At 66.1% G+C, this 18334-nt stretch carries 17 protein-coding genes and 2 tRNA genes; 14 read left to right on the top strand and 5 right to left on the bottom strand.

What is annotated here, in order from left to right; all coding sequences use genetic code 11:
• The first annotated feature begins 157 nt into the window (after nucleotides 1–157).
• Nucleotides 158–589 (top strand): GNAT family N-acetyltransferase, encoded by a 432-nt coding sequence (locus tag JHL17_RS09710; RefSeq protein WP_200192501.1) that lies wholly within the window; start codon nucleotides 158–160, stop codon nucleotides 587–589.
• A gap of 32 nt (nucleotides 590–621) precedes the next feature.
• Here the strand turns inward: JHL17_RS09710 and JHL17_RS09705 are convergent, their stop codons facing one another.
• The gene (locus JHL17_RS09705) at nucleotides 622–774 is read right to left on the bottom strand and encodes a hypothetical protein (RefSeq protein WP_200192499.1); all 153 of its coding nucleotides are present in this window, start codon (nucleotides 772–774) and stop codon (nucleotides 622–624) included.
• Between the two features lie 23 nt (nucleotides 775–797).
• The gene (locus JHL17_RS09700; RefSeq protein ID WP_200192497.1) at nucleotides 798–1136 is read right to left on the bottom strand and encodes a hypothetical protein; all 339 of its coding nucleotides are present in this window, start codon (nucleotides 1134–1136) and stop codon (nucleotides 798–800) included.
• A gap of 168 nt (nucleotides 1137–1304) precedes the next feature.
• On the opposite strand from JHL17_RS09700, the gene JHL17_RS09695 reads away from it, so the two are divergent.
• Both JHL17_RS09695 and JHL17_RS09690 read left to right on the top strand, forming a co-directional pair.
• A complete protein-coding gene (locus JHL17_RS09695) occupies nucleotides 1305–2291 on the top strand; it encodes an NAD-dependent epimerase/dehydratase family protein (RefSeq protein WP_200192495.1) in 987 nt (328 codons plus the stop codon).
• Nucleotides 2292–2692: 401 nt separating this feature from the next.
• Nucleotides 2693–3061, top strand: a complete 369-nt coding sequence (locus tag JHL17_RS09690; protein ID WP_247893433.1) for a PsiF family protein — start codon at nucleotides 2693–2695, stop codon at nucleotides 3059–3061.
• 89 nt (nucleotides 3062–3150) lie between these two features.
• Here the strand turns inward: JHL17_RS09690 and JHL17_RS09685 are convergent, their stop codons facing one another.
• Nucleotides 3151–3687, bottom strand: coding sequence for a ribosome-inactivating family protein (locus JHL17_RS09685; protein WP_200192493.1), 537 nt, complete (start codon nucleotides 3685–3687; stop codon nucleotides 3151–3153).
• 43 nt (nucleotides 3688–3730) lie between these two features.
• On the bottom strand, nucleotides 3731–4327 hold the full coding sequence (locus tag JHL17_RS09680) for a transglutaminase domain-containing protein (protein ID WP_200192491.1): 597 nt from the start codon (nucleotides 4325–4327) through the stop codon (nucleotides 3731–3733).
• A gap of 820 nt (nucleotides 4328–5147) precedes the next feature.
• Here JHL17_RS09680 and JHL17_RS09675 point away from each other — a divergent pair.
• Both JHL17_RS09675 and JHL17_RS09670 read left to right on the top strand, forming a co-directional pair.
• Nucleotides 5148–6152, top strand: coding sequence for an MraY family glycosyltransferase (locus JHL17_RS09675; RefSeq protein WP_200192489.1), 1005 nt, complete (start codon nucleotides 5148–5150; stop codon nucleotides 6150–6152).
• A gap of 5 nt (nucleotides 6153–6157) precedes the next feature.
• On the top strand, nucleotides 6158–6997 hold the full coding sequence (locus JHL17_RS09670; protein WP_200192488.1) for a glycosyltransferase family 2 protein: 840 nt from the start codon (nucleotides 6158–6160) through the stop codon (nucleotides 6995–6997).
• Here JHL17_RS09670 and JHL17_RS09665 read toward each other — a convergent pair.
• The gene (locus tag JHL17_RS09665) at nucleotides 6959–8008 is read right to left on the bottom strand and encodes a glycosyltransferase family 2 protein (RefSeq protein WP_200192486.1); all 1050 of its coding nucleotides are present in this window, start codon (nucleotides 8006–8008) and stop codon (nucleotides 6959–6961) included. The genes JHL17_RS09670 and JHL17_RS09665 overlap by 39 nt on opposite strands.
• Before the next feature lie 172 nt (nucleotides 8009–8180).
• On the opposite strand from JHL17_RS09665, the gene JHL17_RS09660 reads away from it, so the two are divergent.
• The 9 genes from JHL17_RS09660 to rpmG all read left to right on the top strand — a co-directional run bounded on the left by JHL17_RS09660 (nucleotide 8181) and on the right by rpmG (nucleotide 18180).
• A complete protein-coding gene (locus JHL17_RS09660; protein ID WP_200192484.1) occupies nucleotides 8181–9137 on the top strand; it encodes a UDP-glucose 4-epimerase family protein in 957 nt (318 codons plus the stop codon).
• An 80-nt stretch (nucleotides 9138–9217) separates the two neighbouring features.
• Nucleotides 9218–11152 carry a polysaccharide biosynthesis protein gene (locus JHL17_RS09655; protein WP_200192482.1) on the top strand — a complete coding sequence of 645 codons (1935 nt, stop codon included), beginning with the start codon at nucleotides 9218–9220 and terminating at the stop codon, nucleotides 11150–11152.
• Between the two features lie 554 nt (nucleotides 11153–11706).
• Nucleotides 11707–11781: transfer RNA gene (locus tag JHL17_RS09650), tRNA-Thr, on the top strand.
• 36 nt (nucleotides 11782–11817) lie between these two features.
• Nucleotides 11818–11892 (top strand) — tRNA-Thr (locus JHL17_RS09645).
• Nucleotides 11893–12026: 134 nt separating this feature from the next.
• Nucleotides 12027–13106 (top strand): chorismate synthase, encoded by a 1080-nt coding sequence (gene aroC, locus JHL17_RS09640; protein WP_200192480.1) that lies wholly within the window; start codon nucleotides 12027–12029, stop codon nucleotides 13104–13106.
• A gap of 7 nt (nucleotides 13107–13113) precedes the next feature.
• Entirely contained in the window at nucleotides 13114–13710 is a 597-nt protein-coding gene (locus JHL17_RS09635; protein ID WP_200192478.1) for an invasion associated locus B family protein, read from the top strand.
• A 48-nt stretch (nucleotides 13711–13758) separates the two neighbouring features.
• A complete protein-coding gene (rnr, locus tag JHL17_RS09630; protein ID WP_200192476.1) occupies nucleotides 13759–15915 on the top strand; it encodes a ribonuclease R in 2157 nt (718 codons plus the stop codon).
• Between the two features lie 370 nt (nucleotides 15916–16285).
• Nucleotides 16286–17857, top strand: a complete 1572-nt coding sequence (locus tag JHL17_RS09625; RefSeq protein ID WP_247893432.1) for a S41 family peptidase — start codon at nucleotides 16286–16288, stop codon at nucleotides 17855–17857.
• Between the two features lie 155 nt (nucleotides 17858–18012).
• A complete protein-coding gene (gene rpmG / locus JHL17_RS09620) occupies nucleotides 18013–18180 on the top strand; it encodes a 50S ribosomal protein L33 (RefSeq protein ID WP_012974790.1) in 168 nt (55 codons plus the stop codon).
• The last annotated feature ends 154 nt before the right edge of the window (nucleotides 18181–18334 follow it).

The raw sequence follows: 18334 nt of genomic DNA, 5'->3' as shown, positions 1-18334 counted from the left end.
GGTACTCCTTGGCGTATCGATTGGATGGCGGGTCGTGAAGGCTGGTTTGTAGCCGAGGCGGCGGCAAGGCTCAAGGAAACGAAGGCCGCTTGGCGCGCATGGACGGTTCTTTATCACGGCGCTGGTCTTCGCCGTCGCCTCGGCTAAGCTTCGCGCCATGACACAGAGCTTCACCCTGTCCGTGACGGACACCCCCGCCCCGGCCGATCTGGCCGGAGTCTTCGACGGTCTGCGCGCCTACAACGAAGCCTCGCTCGGCCGCGCCTACGACCGCCGTGACCTGGTGGCCGTCGCCCGCGATGCCGACGGCACGCTGAAGGGTGGGCTGGTCGGCTACACCAACTGGGACTGGCTGTATGTCGACCTGCTGTGGGTGGACGACACCACGCGCGGCAGCGGCCTCGGCGGCCAGCTGCTGGCTGCCGCCGAAGCGGAGGCCCGGGTGCGCGGCTGCCGCTGGTCGCGGCTCTACACCTACGACTTCCAGGCGCCGGGCTTCTACCCGAAGCAGGGGTACGAGGTATGGGCGGAAATGGAAGGCTATCCGCCGGGCCACAAGCAGATCTGGTTCAGGAAGGATTTGGCTTAGCGAGAGTTCCCTCTCCCCAGTCGGGAGAGGGATCATTCCCCTCGCTGCCGCGCCTGCTCCTTGCGCTTGCGCAGGTTCTCGCGCAGGCGCGCGGCGAGGCGTTCGTCGCGCTGCTTCACCGCCGGTTTCGGCTTTTCCGGGGCCGGGGCCGGCGGTGTGTTCACCGTGTCGGCGGTGTCGTCCATCGGCGCGGCTCCGCCCCAAGGCCTCAGTGATTGGACTGGTGCAGGATCTGGTCGCGCAGCCCGGTGTCGTACTCGACGCCGGCGGCGGTCAGGATCGCGGCACCGGGGGTGCGCTTCACGATGCCCTTGCGCTCCAGGATGGTCCAGACCGCGTCGTTCTGCAGGCCGGTGGCGTCCTTGGCGGCGACCACGGCATGGCCGAGATGGAAATGATTGCCGTGCGCGTGCGGCAGGGCGGTGATCTGGAAGCCACCCTCCTCGTCCTCGGCCGGCTTGTTTTCCAGGCGGGCAAGCTCCTGCAGCAGGGTCAGGGTGCGCAGCTGCAGCGGGTTCAGGTTCAGCGGATTCTTCTTCGGGGGCATCGATGGTCCCATCGGTCCTGATGTGTCGCGGTCGCGCAGTAGACCGGCAGGGCGGAGCGGCTGTCAAGCGCGCGAACCGGTCACGCAAAGGTCTTGGATGGAGGCTGGCGCGCCGGCCGCCGCTGGGGCATAAGTCCGTCGGACCATCGTCATAAGGACCTTGAGACCATGACCATCCTCGTCACCGGGGCTGCCGGCTTCATCGGATCGCATGTCGCCGCGGCTCTGCTGGACCGCGGGGAGCGCGTGCTGGGCCTCGACAACCTGAACGACTATTACGCGGTGGCGCTGAAGGAGGCCCGGCTGGCCCGGCTGCTCGACCGGCCCGGCTTCCGCTTCCTCCGCGCCGACATCTCCGACCGCGCGACGGTGGAGGGGCTGTGGCCGCAGTTCGATGACGTGACGGGCGTGGTCCATCTGGCGGCGCAGCCGGGCGTGCGCTACTCCATCGAGAACCCCTACGCCTATGTCGACGCCAACGTCACCGGCCAGGTGACCTTGCTGGAGGCAGCGCGGCGCATGCCGAACCTGCGGCATTTCGTCTACGCCTCGACCTCCTCGGTCTATGGCGCCAACCGCAAGATGCCGTTCTCGGTCGAAGACCGGGTGGACAGCCCGGTGTCGGTCTATGCCGCCACCAAGAAGGCGGCGGAGATGCTGGCCTTCACCTACAGCCATCTCTACCGGATGCCGATGACCGGCCTGCGTTTCTTTACGGTCTACGGCCCGTGGAGCCGGCCGGACATGGCAACCTGGCTGTTCGCCGACGCCATCACCGCCGGCAAGCCGATCCGCGTCTTCAACGGTGGCCGGATGAAGCGTGACTTCACCTATATCGACGACATCGTCGCCGGCGTGCTGGCCGCCCTCGACCGCCCCGCCCCGGTCGATGCGGAGACCGGCGCGCCGCATCGGCTGTTCAACCTCGGCAACAACCGGTGCGAGGAACTGATGCGCTTCATCGGCGTGCTGGAACTGGCGCTGGGCCGCGAGGCCGTGAAGGTGATGGAGCCGATGCAGGCCGGCGACGTGCAGGAGACCGCCGCCGACATCGAGCTGAGCCGCCAAGTGCTGGGCTTCGAGCCGAAAACCCCGATCGAGGTCGGCCTGCCGCGCTTCGTCGAGTGGTACAAGACCTATCACGGCATTGGGTAAGTATTGGGATACGTATTAGGCGCATGGTGGAAGGCATCGGCGCGCTTCCAGCGCACGCAGAGCAAAAACAGATGCACCATGAGTCATGGTGGGCGGAGTGCATTTATCCCTGCGATCGGAGTGGCCAAGCGGGCAACTGAATTGGAAACAGTCATATTTCCGATCATTTCCATTGTTGGCATCTGGGCCACGGAACATCTCTCAATTTATTCCTGCTTAAGGCCCCATTACCCAAGACGATATCAAGGCGCAGATGTAGCTTCTGCGTGAAAAGCAAAATATTTCTTCACCCAAAATGTCGCCGCGCACCAATGGAATCCGCTGAATATGCGAGCGTCCATAGCATTTTGACAATTGCCCAGGATTACATCTATTGCCGGTTATGGATGGGACCGTGCGGCATGCAATCCTTCACCAGCCGCGACATGCCTCGTGCGAGGCGGCGTGCTTGGGAGGACTTTAAGATGCTGAGATGCGTGATTGCAGCTGTTGCCGTTGCTGTAACACTGGCAGCCGGTTCCGGTCCATCGGCTGCGGCGACAGCGCAGCAGGAAAAGATGAAGACCTGCAATGCCGACGCGACGGGTCAGGGCCTGAAGGGTGATGCGCGGAAAGCATTCATGAACGGCTGCCTTTCGAACAAGCCTGCCGCCGAACCGGCCAAGCCGCCGACGGCTCAGCAGGACAAGATGAAGAAATGCAATGCCGATGCCGTGGGCAAGACAGGAGACGAGCGGAAGACGTTCATGAGTAACTGCCTGAAGAACTGAGCACGAAATGGGAACTGCCCGCTCGCATCAGGCGGGCAGTTTCTTGAGGCGGAAATATTGGGGAGGGGATTTCAGAAATTGCCATCCCGCTATGCCTTCACGACACGCACCTTGTCGGCCTTCTTATGCTGCGTCCAATCCAAGTCATCAATCGACTTGTCATGAACAATAGCCAGAAGAACATCGTCAAAGCGCACCGCTTCCGCAAACGCGACGCACACAATCCAGAGTGATCTTTTAAGATCGTCGGGATTTTTGCCATCGGTTCTGTGGTAGAGAGCGTTAACGGCTCCGTTCACATTTGCGAGGCTCAGATCAAAAGCGGTGCTTCTATCCAAACCAAGCTCACCATACTCATTACCATATGGGAGCTTAAAGTCCGATGTGATTGAGCATTGAGCATTTTTTGTTAGAAAAAGCTTTCCATTCCTGGCGCGAAACCCTTCGATATATAGGTCGTCGAGCTTGTAGAATAACGTCAGTGGCGAGGCGGTGAACTTTAGCGTAAATTGTCCAAATCCAGTTCTGGTCTGCCTTGGCCCCGGAATGCCACCGGCGGCTGGTGCAATCGTAAGATCCCGACGGATCAGACTGACGTTCAGAGGATAAGATACTTTGTCCAGCACTCGACACCCCTCCGTTCCGTATTAAGTTCATATGATGATCAATTCATCGATCGAATACAGCTGAGTGAATTTTCTTCGCGGATGGAACCTCATTTACCCATTCAGCAGGATCAATGTCGGCATACGGATTTTCTATTATTTTCTTATTCTGAGACCACTTGCTCATTTTCTCAGTCAAACGCATCCGGAACTCCCTGGCAGGGCAGCAGATGTTTGCCCAACCATCGGCAATCCAGGCATCCCCCCAATCGTCGAAATCTATCGGGTACTCTCCATTAGGCGGGACTGGAAATCCAACTTGAGCGAATGCATGATCACAGCCGTCCACACTCACATACCCAGAGTGTGTTTTTCGCGCGCCCCCGACAGTTCGCATATGGTGAAGCGCGACAGCCGCATAGCCCATGCAGTTTCCGGCACCAGAGGCTCTCGTTTTTTCCGAAACATCGGCTAACGTTAGCGTATCTATATTTTTCTTTACCCAAGAAACCATAATCTTTGATTGATCAAAAGATTGATTATGCTTAGTCACATAAGTCTCGTTTTCAGCTTTTCTGTAATCTACTTTGTTGGAAGATTTTAGGTGTATTTGCTGACGTGAATAGATGAATGCTGCTTTGGCGATTTGCTCGTTGCTCATTGGATCATCCTGCTTTCTAGAAAGCTGCGACAACTTACGAAGCCTAACCTGCCTCCGATAATCCGCCGGCCATCGCCTGCAGTTCCAGACGCAGAGCGCGCTCAAGATACGGGCGAACACCGCGCGCGATGAGCGCAACCGTGCGGGAAATGAGATTGTGGACCTTCATTGCGCCAACGCCCCCACCGGCGGCAACCGCAAGCGGTATCGTGATTGGGAAAGCGGCAGAGGCGGCAGGATTACGCATGGTTTACCCCGGAGAGCGGCGTGCGCGCGTATGATGATCGCGATAATTGAGGTTGTCGATCACCGCCGACTCTGCTGACGAGAACAAGCGCAAGGCTGGCGAACTGCCACATCCGACGGACTGATCCGCGGGAATGCACCAGCTTCCATGCAACGGAGCGTAGGGAGAACGACTGTGCCCCGGAAGCTCCCCCGGATCCTCGTGGGATACCCATCATAACGTTGCTCTGCAGCACTGAAGCCTTTGACGTCCGCTACAGTCAGACAGGTTCAAATCGACAAATTTCGAGTCATCCAGGCACGGCATCCATGACCACCGCGCCTTTCGTTCCGACAGAGGTATCGGCCACCCTGGTCCGCCGCCCTGCCCGAGCGCATCCTTCCTTGTCCCGCGATCCGGCCGAGCTGCCGGATTCGAAAGTGAAGGCCGCTCCAATCTTTTTGGCGAGCTGCCACCCAAGGTGATAATGAAACCGCCGACCGCGGTGTTGCCGTCCACCTTTCGCAGCAGCAGTGTGATGACACAGCGATCACAAGCTCTGACCCTCTCCCTCCCTCCACCACCCGAGCCGTCATGACCTCCACCGCCTATTCGTCCGCACTGATCGGCGTCTTCCTGCTGTGCCTGGCCGTCGGCTGGTACCTGTCGACGCGGGTGCTGCGCTACCTGCTCGCCAGCAGCATCATGGACATCCCGAACGAGCGGTCGAGCCATCAGGCCCCCACCCCGCGCGGCGGCGGCTGGGCGGTGATGCTGACGGTGGTGCCGGTCTTCGCCCTTGCCGGAATCGTCTTCGGCCGGCCGCTGGAAACGGGGGCGGTGCTGCTGGGCACGCTGGCGCTGATGGGAGTGTCGTGGATGGACGACCGGCGCACCCTGTCGCCGCTGCTGCGGCTGGCGGTGCAGGCGCTGGCGGTGGCATTCGGGCTGCTGGCTTTGCCGGCGGACCAGATGGTGTGGCAAGGCTGGCTGCCCTGGGGGCTGGACCGGGCGGCGACCGCCTTCCTGTGGCTGTGGTTCGTCAACCTCTACAATTTCATGGACGGAATCGACGGGCTGGCCGGCAGCGAAACCATCCTGATCGGCGGTGGCGTCGCGCTGGTGTCGCTGGTCATGGGCGATTTCGGGCTGACCGGAGTCGCCGGAGCGGCGCTGGCCGGAGCGGCGGCGGGGTTCCTGACTCACAACTGGCGGCCGGCGCGGATGTTCATGGGCGACGTCGGCAGCATCCCGCTCGGCCATATCCTGGCCTTCCTGCTGGCCTCGCTGGCGGCGCGCGGCGACTGGGCGGCGGCGTTGATCCTGCCGGCCTATTACCTGACCGACGCCACCATCACCCTGCTGCGCCGCCTGCTGCGCGGCGAGAAGATCTGGCAGGCCCACCGCGAGCATTTCTATCAGAAGGCCGCCAAGGGTGCCGGCCGGCACGACCGCGTGGTTCTCACCATCATCGGTTACAGCCTCGTCCTGGTCGCGGCGGCGCTGGCCGCCGGCAGCTTCGGCGCCTGGACCCTGGCGCCGGGAGCCGTGGCGGTCGCGCTGCTGCTGGCGACGCTGACACGCATGTCGAAAGCCTGATCCCCATGACCACCCCGTTCCTCGACCTGTCCGTCGTCCTCTATCATCCCGATCCCGAGTTGCTGGCCCGCTCGCTCGACAGCATCGGTTCCGCCGCCGACCGGCTGGAACAGGGGGCCGGGGTGCGGACCCGGCTGTGGATCATCGACAACGGCGCGCCCGAAGGCAGCGACTCAGGCGCCAATCCGTTCCGGCCGCTGCTGGACCGCTATGCCGAGGCCGGGCGGACGGCGGTGACGCTGATCGCCGGGCATGGCAATGTCGGCTATGGTGCCGGGCACAATCTGGCGATCGGCCGCGGCGAGGCGCCCTATCACCTGATCCTCAACTACGACATCCTGCTGGAGCCGGACGCGCTGCTGGCCGGCTGGCGGTACATGGAGGCCCACCCGCGCACGGTGCTGCTGACACCGAAGGTGTTCGGCCCGGCGGGCGAGCAGGAGTTCCTGTGCAAGCGCCGGCCGACCGTGCTGGACCTGGGGTTGCGCGCCTTCGCCCCCGCCGGCGTGAAGCGGCTGTTCGCCGAGCGGCTCGACCGCTACGAGATGAGGGACGTCACGCGGGACGCCATCGTCACCGGGCTGGAGCAGGTCAGCGGCGCCTTCATGCTGTTCCGGCGCGACGCGTTGGCCCGGCTGGGCGGTTTCGACGACGGCTATTTCCTGTATTTCGAGGATTTCGACCTGTCACGCCGGGCAATGGCGCTGGGTGAGATCGCCTATGTGCCGGACGTCCGCATGGTGCATTTCGGCGGCAAGGCGGCGCGCAAGGGCCGCGCACATATCCGGATGTTCGCCCGCTCGGCCCTACGCTTTTTCAACACCCACGGCTGGCGGCTGGTCTGATCGGCTGGACAGGGAGCAGCCCGGACGGCCGCGGGTCTTCAGCAGCAGCGGGTTCCAGGCGATCATGCCGGCGACCTGCCCCAGCGACACCTTGCGGTCCCGCTGGATGACCCGGCGCTTGGCGATCATGCGCGGCAGGCCGCGCAGTGCATCGCGGATGCCGCGGCCGATGGCGCCGGTGCGCCCGCTGCCCAGGCTGCGGAACACCAGATAGACCACCAGCAGCGAATGGCCGAGAAAGGCCAGCGGCAGCAGCGGCAGCGGCATGTTCTTCACCATGGTCCAGACCAAGTTCCGCACGCCGTGATACTGGGCAAAGGTGCCGTACTGCTTGGAGACGCCGCTGCTGACATGCTCCACCACCGCATCGCCGACCTGGACCGCCGGACCGCCGGCGAGGCGGATGCGGAATCCGAGGTCGACATCCTCGCAATAGCAGAAGAAATCCTCGTCGAAGCCGCCGACCGCCTCGAAACGATCGCGCCGGTACATGGCGGCGGCGGCGCAGGGCGAGAAGACCGCCCCGCTGTAGTAGGGCGGCTTCAGCATGCGGCGATAATTGACCCGCCAAGCGAAGCCGAAGATGGAATACTGGTCACCCTCGCCGTCGATCATGCGGGGATCGTGCGAGAAGAGCTGGGTCGACCCGAACATCGCCACGTCGGGCTGCGCGCGGGCGGCGGCCTGCAGCCGCTCCATCCAGTCGCGGCGCGGGAAGGCATCCGGGTTCAGCGTCACGATCCAGGGCACGGTGGCGCCGGCGGCACCGACGTTGTTGGCCTTGGCGAACCCCACATTCGTGTCCAGCCGGATCATGCGGAAACGCGGGTCGGCAGGCAAGGCGATGCCGTCGACGTCCTTCGAGGCATTGTCGACGATCACCACCTCGAAGGCGGGATCGGTCTGGTCGAGCAGACAGCCAATGACGCGGTTGACGAAGTCGGCGCAATTAAAGCTGACGATGATGATCCGGCTGTGCCGATCATTTGCACCGTCTATGATGTGTGACATGTCTTGGTAGCGTCCTTATTCACGCGTCCCTGTCCAGCTTATAGCCATTCCCACCTTGGACTGAAAGCTGGAAAAGGGGCGTGGGACTTTGCGCCGTGGCACCACCTGGCCAAACCGGATACTAAGGCATCGCTCGCCCCGTCATACGAACCCAGCCCGGACGATCCTGCTCATGCACGTTCTCCTGACCGGAGCGACCGGCTTCGTCGGTCGCCACACCGCCCCTCTGCTGGCCGCCCGCGGACATCGGCTGCGGGCAGCCCTGCGCACCGCCCCGGGCACCACCTCGAAAGGCCCATGGGAGCCTGCGATCGTCGGCGACATCGGCCCCGATACGGACTGGAGCGCCGCCGTGGCCGGCATGGACGCCGTGATCCACATGGCCGCCCGCGTCCATGTGATGCGCGACACCGCCGCCGACCCGCTGGCGGAATTTCGCCGCGTGAACACCCACGGTACCGTCCGGCTGGCGGAGCAGGCGGCGGCGGCCGGGGTGAAACGCTTCGTCTTCCTCAGCAGCATCAAGGCGATGGTTGACGAAAGCCGCCCCGCTCCGCTGGATGCCGCGGCTCCGTCCGATCCGCACAGCCCCTACGGCATCTCGAAGCTGGAGGCCGAGCGGGCGCTGGCGGCGATCTCCGCCCGCACCGGCATGGAGCTGGTGGTGATCCGCCCGCCGCTGGTCTACGGCCCCGGCGCGGCGGGCAACATGCGGGCGCTGCTGAAGCTGGTGGCGACCGGACTGCCGCTGCCCTTGGGTGGCATCCACAACCGGCGCAGCCTGATCTATGTCGGCAACCTCGCCGACGCCGTCGCGACGGTGCTGGAGCATCCCAAGGCCGCCGGCCGCACCTTCCTGGTCCAGGACGGGGACCCGGTGTCGACCGCCGATCTGGTGCGCGCCATCGCCGCGGCACTGCGCCGGCCGGCACGGTTGATCCCGGTGCCGCACGGGCTGATGGCCTTGGGCGCGGCGCTGACCGGCACGCGGGCGGTGTTCGACCGGCTGGCCGGCACGCTGACGGTGGATGACGCCCCCATCCGCGACGAGCTCGGCTGGCGCCCGCCCCATGACCTTGCGTCCGGGTTGCGTGCCACCGCGGAATGGTTCAAAGCTTCCCGCGGCTGATCAGGAGGCCGGACCCGCCAAGGCTGGCGCGCAAGGCCCCCATGAGGAAGCAGACCGGCGAATGGACAAGGTTTAGCGGCATGCGTATCCCGTCCGCACGGGCACTCCTGGTGTTCCTGCATGATCTGGTGATGACCGGGGTGGCCATGGTCGTCGCCCTGTACCTGCGGGTGGGCGGTTCCGCCTTCGCTTTGTATTCCGACGCGCTGACGATCGCCCTACCGGTGCTGGTGGGCGTTTCGGCAGTCGTCTTCGTGCTGTTCGGACTCTATCGCGGCATCTGGCGCTACGCCTCCATCCCCGACCTGATGCAGGTGGTGCGCGCCGTCACGGTGGCGGTCCTGTGCTTCGTGCTGGCGATGTTCCTGCTGACGCGGGCGGAGCTGTTGCCGCGGTCGCTGCCGCCGATCCTGTGGCTGGTCCAGATGCTCCTGCTCGGCGGGCCGCGCTTCGCCTACCGTTTCATGAAGGACCGACGCTTCAGCTGGGCCGAGGCGGTGGAGGGCGTGCCGCGCATCCCCGTTCTGCTGCTGGGCGTCGGCGACGCGGCGGAGCTGTTCATCCGCTCGCTCGACCAGCCGGGCCAGTCGGCCTATCGCGTGGTGGGCATCCTCGACGACAAGGGGCGGCGCGTCGGCCATGCCGTGCGCGGCGTGCCGGTGCTGGGCGGCCCCGACGATCTGGAGCAGGTGGTCCAGACGCTGGAGCGCAAGCGCGAACGGCCGCAGCGGCTGATCGTCACCAAGGGCAATGCCGAGCTGAAGGGGTCGACCCTGCGCAGCCTGCTCGACCGGGCGGAGGCGCTGGGGCTGGTGCTGTCGCGCCTGCCCAGCCTGACCGAGTTCAAGTCGGCGCTCGGCGAAGGCAAGGGCGTCGAGGTGCGGCCGATCGCGCTGGAGGATCTGCTGGGCCGGCCGCAGGCGGTGCTGGACCGCGGCGCGATATCCGGGCTGGTCGGCGGGCGGCGGGTGATCGTCACCGGGGCCGGCGGCACCATCGGCAGCGAGCTGGTCCGCCAGATCGCCGCCTTGGGGCCGGAACGGCTGATCCTGCTCGATGCCGGGGAGTTCAACCTCTACAGCATCGAGATGGAGGTGCGGGAGAGGTTCCCCGACCTCGACCCGCGTCCGGTGATCGCCGACGTGCGCGACCGCGACCGCATCATGCGCCTGTTCCAGGAGGAGCGCCCCGCCCTGGTCTTCCACGCCGCGGCGTTGAAGCATGTGCCGCTGGTGGAGGCCAACCCGTGCGAGGGCACGCTGACCAACGTCGTCGGCACCCGCAACGTGGCCGATGCGGCGCGCGCCGCCGGCTGCCTCGCCATGGTGCTGATCTCCACCGACAAGGCGATCCGCCCGACCAGCGTGATGGGGGCGGCCAAGCGCTTCGCCGAGACCTATTGCCAGGCGCTGGACGTGCTGCCGCCGCGCGACGGGACGGATCATGCCACCCGCTACATGACCGTGCGCTTCGGCAACGTGCTGGGCTCCTCGGGTTCGGTGGTGCCGCTGTTCACCCGGCAGCTGGCCAAGGGTGGCCCGCTGACCGTCACCCATCCGGACATGCGCCGCTATTTCATGACGGTGCGCGAGGCGGTCGAGCTGGTTCTGCAGGCCTCCGCCCACGGCGCCACCCGCGCCGAGGACCGCGGCAAGATCCTGGTGCTCGACATGGGGGAGCCGGTGAAGATCGCCGACCTCGCCCGCCAGATGATCCGGCTGGCCGGCTACCGGCCGGGCGTCGACATCGAGATCGCCTATACCGGCCTGCGCCCCGGCGAGAAGCTGTTCGAGGAAATCCTGACCGCGGCGGAGGCGCCGAGCCGCACCGAGGCCGACGGCGTCTTCCTCGCCTCCCCCCGGCTGATCGACTATGCGCTGATCAACCGCGCGGTGGGCGAGCTGGAGGCGGCGGCGCGAGCCGGCGACGGCGAACGGGTGCTTTCCATCCTCGGCACCGTCGTGCCCGATTTCCGCGCCGAGGCGGTGCTTCCACCCGTCGTCACCCAGGCGTAACGGTCGCCAGGACAGGTCCTCCCCGCCCCTCGGACGTCATTCCCGCGAAGGAGCCTGTGAAGAAATCGGTGACTCGCTGAGAGAAGCCCCAAGTTCGAACTAGGTCGCGTTGGATCGCATCGTGCGCGTCCCTCGGCCGTCATTCCCGCGAAGGCAGGAATCCAGCCTTTACAAGCACTTGTGTTGAAAATCCTGGTTCCCCGCCTCCGCGGGGATGACGAGTGGGAGATGTGCACGCCTGCCTGATCAGGGCTTTCTCATATAAGTTCGATTTCTTCACAGGCTCGAAGGCGGGAATCCATCTTACCTATTGGTTATGTTAAGGAAACGCCTGGATCCCCGCCTTCGCGGGGATGACGGTCCCCTTGGGCGCCATCGTCGGAAGAGGCGTTTCGGAAGGGCTTCGGGAGCGCGACGGAAAAAGTATCGTTGGGGGAGACGTTAAGCGCTTGCATCCCCCAAAAGCCTGTGGCATAACCCGCGCCACTTCGGGGGGCGGCCAAGCCTGGACGCCTCACCCGGACGCATCGCCCCGGCGATGATCGGTTATCGGAGCTGCCGTAGCTCAGTGGTAGAGCACTCCCTTGGTAAGGGAGAGGTCGAGAGTTCAATCCTCTCTGGCAGCACCATTCCTCCGATCTTGTCATCGGGCGCCTGCATCTGGCGCTGCCGTAGCTCAGTGGTAGAGCACTCCCTTGGTAAGGGAGAGGTCGAGAGTTCAATCCTCTCTGGCAGCACCATTCCCCCCTTCGAAACTCCCCTTTAAAATCGGCGCATCGCTTCCTTGACCTTGCCGCCGAAAGGCCGCAAGAAACGCGCATGTTTTCACAGTCGTGAAGTCGCAGGCGCGGGCTCGTTTCGGGAGGATGTCACCATGGCCGGCAACAGTTTCGGCACGCTTTTCCGCTTCACCACCTGGGGCGAAAGCCACGGCCCGGCCATCGGCGTCGTGGTCGACGGCTGTCCGTCGCTGCTCGACCTCGTCGCGGAAACCGACATCCAGCCCTGGATGGACAAGCGCCGGCCCGGCCAGTCGCGCTACACCACCCAGCGCCAGGAACCTGATCAGGTGAAGATCCTGTCCGGCGTGTTCGAGGGCAAGACGACCGGCACCCCCATCTCGCTGCTGATCGAGAACACCGACCAGCGCTCCAAGGACTACAGCGACATCGCCGCGAAGTTCCGGCCGGGCCACGCCGATTACACCTATTGGCAGAAATACGGCATCCGCGATTACCGCGGCGGCGGCCGCTCCTCGGCGCGGGAAACCGCCTGCCGGGTCGCCGCCGGCGCGGTGGCGCGCAAGGTGCTGGGCTCCGCCATTCAGGTGCGCGGCGCCCTGGTGCAGATCGGTCCGCACAAGGTCGACCGCAGCCGCTGGGACTGGGACGAGATCGGCAACAACCCCTTCTTCTGCCCCGACCCGGTCGCCGCCGCCCAGTGGGCCGAGTATCTCGACGGGATCCGCAAGAGCGGCTCGTCGGTCGGCGCCGTGGTGGAGCTGGTTGCCTCCGGCGTGCCGGTGGGGCTGGGCGACCCGCTCTATGACAAGCTGGACAGCGATCTCGCCCGCGCGATGATGACGATCAACGCGGTGAAGGCCGTGGAGATCGGCAATGGCTTCGATGCCGCCGAACTGACCGGCGAGGACAATGCCGACCAGATGCGCATGGGCGCCGATGGCCAGCCGCAGTTCCTGACCAACAATGCCGGCGGCATCCTGGGCGGCATCTCCACCGGGCAGGACGTCGTCCTGCGCTTCGCGGTGAAGCCGACCAGCTCGATCCTGACGCCGCGTCAGACGGTGGACACCGCCGGCAACGACGCCGACATCCTGACCAAGGGCCGCCACGATCCCTGCGTCGGCATCCGTGCCGTGCCGGTGGGCGAGGCGATGATGGCCTGCGTGCTGGCCGACCACCTGCTGCGGCGACGGGCCGAGCGACGGGAGTGACCCCCCGATGCCCGGCCGCCGCGACGGACGGCGCCTGACCCTCGCCCTGGCGATGCTGGCCGCCGCCACCTCTGTCGCCGCCGCTCCCGCCGTGGCGGACGACAGGCCCTTCCAGGAGTTCGACGAGACCTTCAAATCCTGGAAGCTCTACTGCCAGCTCTGGTCCGGCACCCGGCAGGTCGAATGCGAGTTGTCCGCCCGCGGCGTCAACGACCGCACCGCCCGGCTGGTCTGGCTCCGCTCGACGGAGCGCTGGCGCGAGGGGCTGCGCTTCCGGGTCTCCGCCGAATCGCTGGATTTGGACCGGCTGGTGCGGGTCTGGGCCGACCGGGCGGTGTTCAAGCCCGATTCCCCGTGCAAGCCCTACCGGTTCGAGACCAACACCTGCGCGGTGACCGACCCCGACCTCAACCGCCGCATGCTGGAGAAGATCGCCCCGGCGCCGGAGGTCTCCATCGTCGGCCAGTCGCCGGCCGGCGAGAAGACGGAGGTGCGCTTCCCCCTCGCCGGCTTCCGCGAGGCGCTGGAGCGCAGCGATGCGGTGCGGGCGATGGCCGGCCGCCCATGGTCGACGGCTCCCGGCGCGGCCCCCGGCACGGATTGATCCCCATATAGCAAACTCCCTGGCAAGAACCGACGGACTCCCCGCCCAGTGACCGACAGCCATTTCCCTGACAAGGACACCATCCTTGCCTTCATCCGGTCCAGCACCACCCCCGTCGGCAAGCGTGAGATCGCCCGCGCCTTCAAGCTGTCCGGATCGGCCGCCCGCGAGATGCTGAAGGAGGTGCTGCGCGACCTGGAGGCCGAGGGCACGGTGGAGCGCGGGCGCAACAAGCGCATGGCCCCGCCACAGTCGCTGCCGGCCGTCGCCGTGCTGCTGGTCACCGGCGTCGATGCCGATGGAGAAGTGTCGGCCCGCCCGCTGACCTGGAACAGGGAAGGTAACCCGCCGCGCATTTTCGTGCTGCCGGAGAAGAGGTCGCGCGGCGAGGAGAAGCCGCTGGCCGTCGGCGATACCCTATTGGCGAAGCTCGCCCGCATCAACGACCGCCTCTACGAGGCCCGTGTCATCCGCCGGATCGATGGCGAGCGCGAGGGCCGGATCCTCGGCGTCTATCGGCCGAGCGCCGATGGCGGACGCATCCACCCGACGGATCGCCGGCACAAGACCGAGTTCCTGGTGCTGCCGCCCAATCGCGGCGACGCCGAGGCGGGTGACCTCGTCTTCGCCGACATCCTGCCGGCCGGACGCGCCGGCCAGCCGCAGGCCCGGGTGGTGGAACGTCTGGGCTCCACCGACGAGCCGCGCGCCTTCAGCCTGATCGCCATCCACGCCCACGGCATCCCCACCGTCTTCCCGCATGCAGCCCTGCGCGAGGCGGAACTGGCGGCAGTCCCGGCGCTGATGCAGCGGGAGGATCTGCGCGACCTCCCGCTGGTGACCATCGACGGCGCCGATGCCCGCGACTTTGACGACGCCGTGTGGGCGGAACAGGACAGCGCCCCGGAGAATCCGGAAGGCTGGCACCTGATCGTCGCCATCGCCGACGTGTCCTACTACGTGCGCCCCGGATCGGCGCTCGACCGTACGGCCTACGAGCGCGGCAACTCAGTGTATTTCCCCGACCGCGTCGTGCCGATGTTGCCGGAGGCGCTGTCGAACGGGCTGTGCTCGCTCAAGCCGGGAGAGGATCGCGCCTGTCTGGCCTTCCACCTGTGGATCGACCGCAACGGTGTGCTGATCCGGCATCGTCTGATCCGCGGACTCATGCGGTCGGCGGCGCGGCTGACCTATGAGCAGGTGCAGGATTGCCACGACGGCCGGCCGGACGAGGCGGCGGCATCGCTGGCCGATACGGTGATCGCCCCACTGTTCGGCGCTTACGCCCGTCTCGCCGCCGCCCGCGCCAAGCGCGGCACGCTGGAACTGGACCTGCCTGAACGCCGCGTCCACATCGACGAGCGCGGCCGGGTCGCCGAGATCGCCAAGCGCGAGCGCCACGACAGCCACCGCCTGATCGAGGAATTCATGATCGCGGCCAATGTCGCGGCGGCGGAGGTGCTGGAAGGGCGCACCATGCCCGGCCTCTACCGCATCCACGACCGTCCCGCGATGGACAAGATGGAGACGTTGCGCAGCTTCCTGGCGGAGATCGGGCACCCGCTCGGCAAGAGCGTCGATCTGACGCCCGGCCATTTCACCCGCATCCTGCGCAAGGTGGAGGGGACGTCGCACGCGCCGCTGGTCAGCGAGGTGATCCTGCGCGCCCAGGCCCAGGCCACCTACAGCCCGGACAACATCGGCCATTTCGGGCTGGCGCTGCGCCGCTACGCCCATTTCACGTCGCCGATCCGGCGGTATGCCGACCTGATCGTCCACCGGGCGCTGATCCGCACGCTGGGGTTGGGCGTCGGTGGTCTGGACGACGAGACGTTGGGCCGGCTGGCGGAGATCGGCGAGCATTTGTCCGGAACCGAACGCCGCGCCGCCGCCGCCGAACGCGACGCGGTGGATCGCTATACCGCGGCTTTCCTCGCCGACCGGGTGGGGGAACGCTTCAGCGGCCGCATTTCCGGCGTCAGCCGCTTCGGCCTGTTCGTGCGGCTGGACGAAAGCGGCGCCGACGGGCTCGTCCCGGCCAGCAGCCTTCCCGACGACAAATACGACCATGACGAGGCTGCACACGCGCTGGTCGGGCAGCGTGGCGGTCGGACCTACCGCCTCAGCAGCCCGGTCAAGGTCGTGCTGGTGGAGGCCGATCCGGTCAGCGGCAGCACGCTTTTCCGGCTCGCCGACTCGGCGTGACGGGAGGAGCGGCACCAATACAGTTGCATAATGGCAACGCTTGAGCCTGTGAACTGATATACGACCGACTCGCGGTCGAACAACGGTTTGTCCGCATCTCCGCCAAGCCAGCGTGACCTTGGCGACACAGATCTGGACAATCCGCGACATTGCGGCGCGGCCCGCAATTTTGTCCCGCCCGCCCTCCTGAACGAAGGTGTATCTATCACCCATCCGGGATCGGGAACATCCTCGTCCGGTCCGGCTGCAGGAAAGGGAGGCCGCGGTTCGCCCCATGGCCCAGTTCGATCACTACGTGTGCGATCACGGCGTGTGCGATCATGATGCACCGTCCCACGTGCCGCCTTTTCGAATCCCCGCGATGTCGAGCATGCTGCGCCGCCTACGGCGCTCGCTTCGCCATCTGGCCCTTCAGCTTCCGACCGCAGCCCTCTTCGCCAGCACCGCGCTCGCCGGACCGTCGCAGGTCGCGGTGGCCGCGCCGCCCTCCCCGGTGACCGAACAGGTCTTCGCCGTCGGATTTTCCAAGATCGCCGAAGTCTATCTGGAGCCGGTGTCCTTCGACCGGCTGGGGATGGACGGGCTGAAGGGCCTGAGTGCCATCGACCCCTCGGTGACGGCGGAACAGACCCGCAGCACCGTACGCCTGTACGTGTCGGGTGCGCTGGCGGCGGAATATGGCGCCCCGGCGGACGGCGATGCCGGGGGCTGGGCCGTCCTGACCACCCGCATCATCGACCGTGCCCGCAGCTATTCCCCGATCCTGGCGAAGGCGACGCCGGAACGGCTGTACCAGGTGGTGTTCGACGGCGTCACCGCCGACCTCGACGGCTATTCCCGGTATACCGGCGTCCAGCGCGCAAGCAACGAACGGGCTCAGCGCGAGGGTTACGGCGGTGTCGGCCTTTCGCTGGACAGCGTGCCCAACGGTCGCATCACCGTGCATGACGTCATGCCGCACAGCCCGGCCGAACGGGCCGGCATCGTCGACGGCGACCAGCTCCTGGCCATCGACGGCGACCTGACGACGCGCATGACGGCGGGGGACATGCGGGAGCGGCTGCGCGGCCCCACCGGTACCCTGGTCACCCTGACCGTCGCCCGCGATGGCGGCGCGCCCCGCCGGCTGCCCCTGCGCCGCGAGCGGGTGGTGCCGAACACCGTGAGCTATTCGCTGTCGGCGGACGTCGGCATCGTCAAGCTCGACCGCTTCAACGCGACCACGGCCTCCAGCCTGCGGTCGGCGGTGACCTCGGTCCGGCAGGCGGCCGGTCCGACGCTTCAGGGACTGGTCCTCGACCTGCGCGGCAATCCGGGCGGACTGCTGGACCAGGCGGTCGCGGTCGCCGACCTGTTCATCCGCCGCGGCCGGATCATCTCCACCGAAGGGCGCAACCCCGAAAGCCGCCAACGCTTCGACGCCAACCCCGACGACCTGCTCGACGGACTGCCGCTGGTGGTGCTGGTCGACGGCCGCTCCGCCTCGTCGGCGGAGGTGGTGGCGGCGGCGTTGCAGGACTCCGGCCGCGCCGTGGTGGTGGGAGCGTCCAGCTACGGCAAGGGCAGCGTCCAGACCGTCAACCGGCTTCCCAACGACGGCGAGCTGTTCCTGACCTGGAGCCGCATCTACACCCCGGCCGGCTACACCCTGCACCGCCAGGGCGTGCAACCGACCGTCTGCACCAGCCGGCCCGGCCAGACCGATCCGGAGGCGTTGCTGTCCGACCTGCGCGAAGGGCGGCTGCGCCCGGCCCAGATCGCCAGCTGGCGCTCCAAGGCGGCCGACGACGAGCATGCGTTGAACGCGTTGCGCGAGGCCTGCCCATGGAAGGAGCATGAGCCGGAACTGGACTTGAAGGTCGCCATGCGGCTGCTGGCCGAGCCGGCTCTGTACCAGCGCGCGGTCGCCACCGCGGTGGTCAATACCGTGGCGGAGCGCTGAACGGCGGGAGCGGGGGCGTCTGTGGCAATCGACGTCGACCGCCGATTCCACCGCCCATAAGGCTTGACATTGCAGCGTCAGACGGTATTTTCCGCCGCTACGACGCCGCCCCGCCGGGCCGGCGGGGCACGGATTTTTTTGTCGGGATCGAGATCATGGCCAAGCAGAACACCGTCCTCATCAAGCTGGTGAGCACGGCAGATACCGGTTTCTTCTACGTCAAGAAGAAGAACCCGAAGAAGACCACCGAGAAGCTGTCGTTCCGCAAGTACGACCCGGTGGCTCGCAAGCACGTCGAGTTCAAGGAAGCCAAGATCAAGTAAGGCTTGTCCGACACTGAGCTGTGCTTCAAATGAACAAGGCCGCCTTTCTGGCGGCCTTTTCGTTTTTGGCCCCGGCATCCCGTGGTCGCCGCCGCGTAGCTTCGGCGTCTTCGCCGATGCGGCGTCCGGTCGCAGCCACTATTTGCGGTGACGG

This window comes from Azospirillum endophyticum, from assembly GCF_016595245.1.
Lineage (GTDB): Bacteria > Pseudomonadota > Alphaproteobacteria > Azospirillales > Azospirillaceae > Azospirillum > Azospirillum endophyticum.
Note: the sequence above shows the minus strand (reverse complement) of the source record. Positions and strands in the feature narration are given on the sequence as shown.

Excerpts from the sequence above, each read along its gene's own strand:
- JHL17_RS09700 (WP_200192497.1), bottom strand. The coding sequence starts at position 1,136 with ATGCCCCCGAAGAAGAATCCGCTGAACCTGAACCCGCTGCAGCTGCGC.
- JHL17_RS09625 (WP_247893432.1), top strand. The coding sequence starts at position 16,286 with ATGCTGCGCCGCCTACGGCGCTCGCTTCGCCATCTGGCCCTTCAGCTT.
- JHL17_RS09655 (WP_200192482.1), top strand. The coding sequence starts at position 9,218 with ATGCGTATCCCGTCCGCACGGGCACTCCTGGTGTTCCTGCATGATCTG.
- JHL17_RS09690 (WP_247893433.1), top strand. The coding sequence starts at position 2,693 with ATGCAATCCTTCACCAGCCGCGACATGCCTCGTGCGAGGCGGCGTGCT.
- JHL17_RS09695 (WP_200192495.1), top strand. The coding sequence starts at position 1,305 with ATGACCATCCTCGTCACCGGGGCTGCCGGCTTCATCGGATCGCATGTC.
- aroC (WP_200192480.1), top strand. The coding sequence starts at position 12,027 with ATGGCCGGCAACAGTTTCGGCACGCTTTTCCGCTTCACCACCTGGGGC.
- JHL17_RS09635 (WP_200192478.1), top strand. The coding sequence starts at position 13,114 with ATGCCCGGCCGCCGCGACGGACGGCGCCTGACCCTCGCCCTGGCGATG.
- JHL17_RS09660 (WP_200192484.1), top strand. The coding sequence starts at position 8,181 with ATGCACGTTCTCCTGACCGGAGCGACCGGCTTCGTCGGTCGCCACACC.
- rpmG (WP_012974790.1), top strand. The coding sequence starts at position 18,013 with ATGGCCAAGCAGAACACCGTCCTCATCAAGCTGGTGAGCACGGCAGAT.
- JHL17_RS09680 (WP_200192491.1), bottom strand. The coding sequence starts at position 4,327 with ATGAGCAACGAGCAAATCGCCAAAGCAGCATTCATCTATTCACGTCAG.
- JHL17_RS09710 (WP_200192501.1), top strand. The coding sequence starts at position 158 with ATGACACAGAGCTTCACCCTGTCCGTGACGGACACCCCCGCCCCGGCC.
- JHL17_RS09705 (WP_200192499.1), bottom strand. The coding sequence starts at position 774 with ATGGACGACACCGCCGACACGGTGAACACACCGCCGGCCCCGGCCCCG.
- JHL17_RS09675 (WP_200192489.1), top strand. The coding sequence starts at position 5,148 with ATGACCTCCACCGCCTATTCGTCCGCACTGATCGGCGTCTTCCTGCTG.
- JHL17_RS09665 (WP_200192486.1), bottom strand. The coding sequence starts at position 8,008 with ATGTCACACATCATAGACGGTGCAAATGATCGGCACAGCCGGATCATC.
- JHL17_RS09670 (WP_200192488.1), top strand. The coding sequence starts at position 6,158 with ATGACCACCCCGTTCCTCGACCTGTCCGTCGTCCTCTATCATCCCGAT.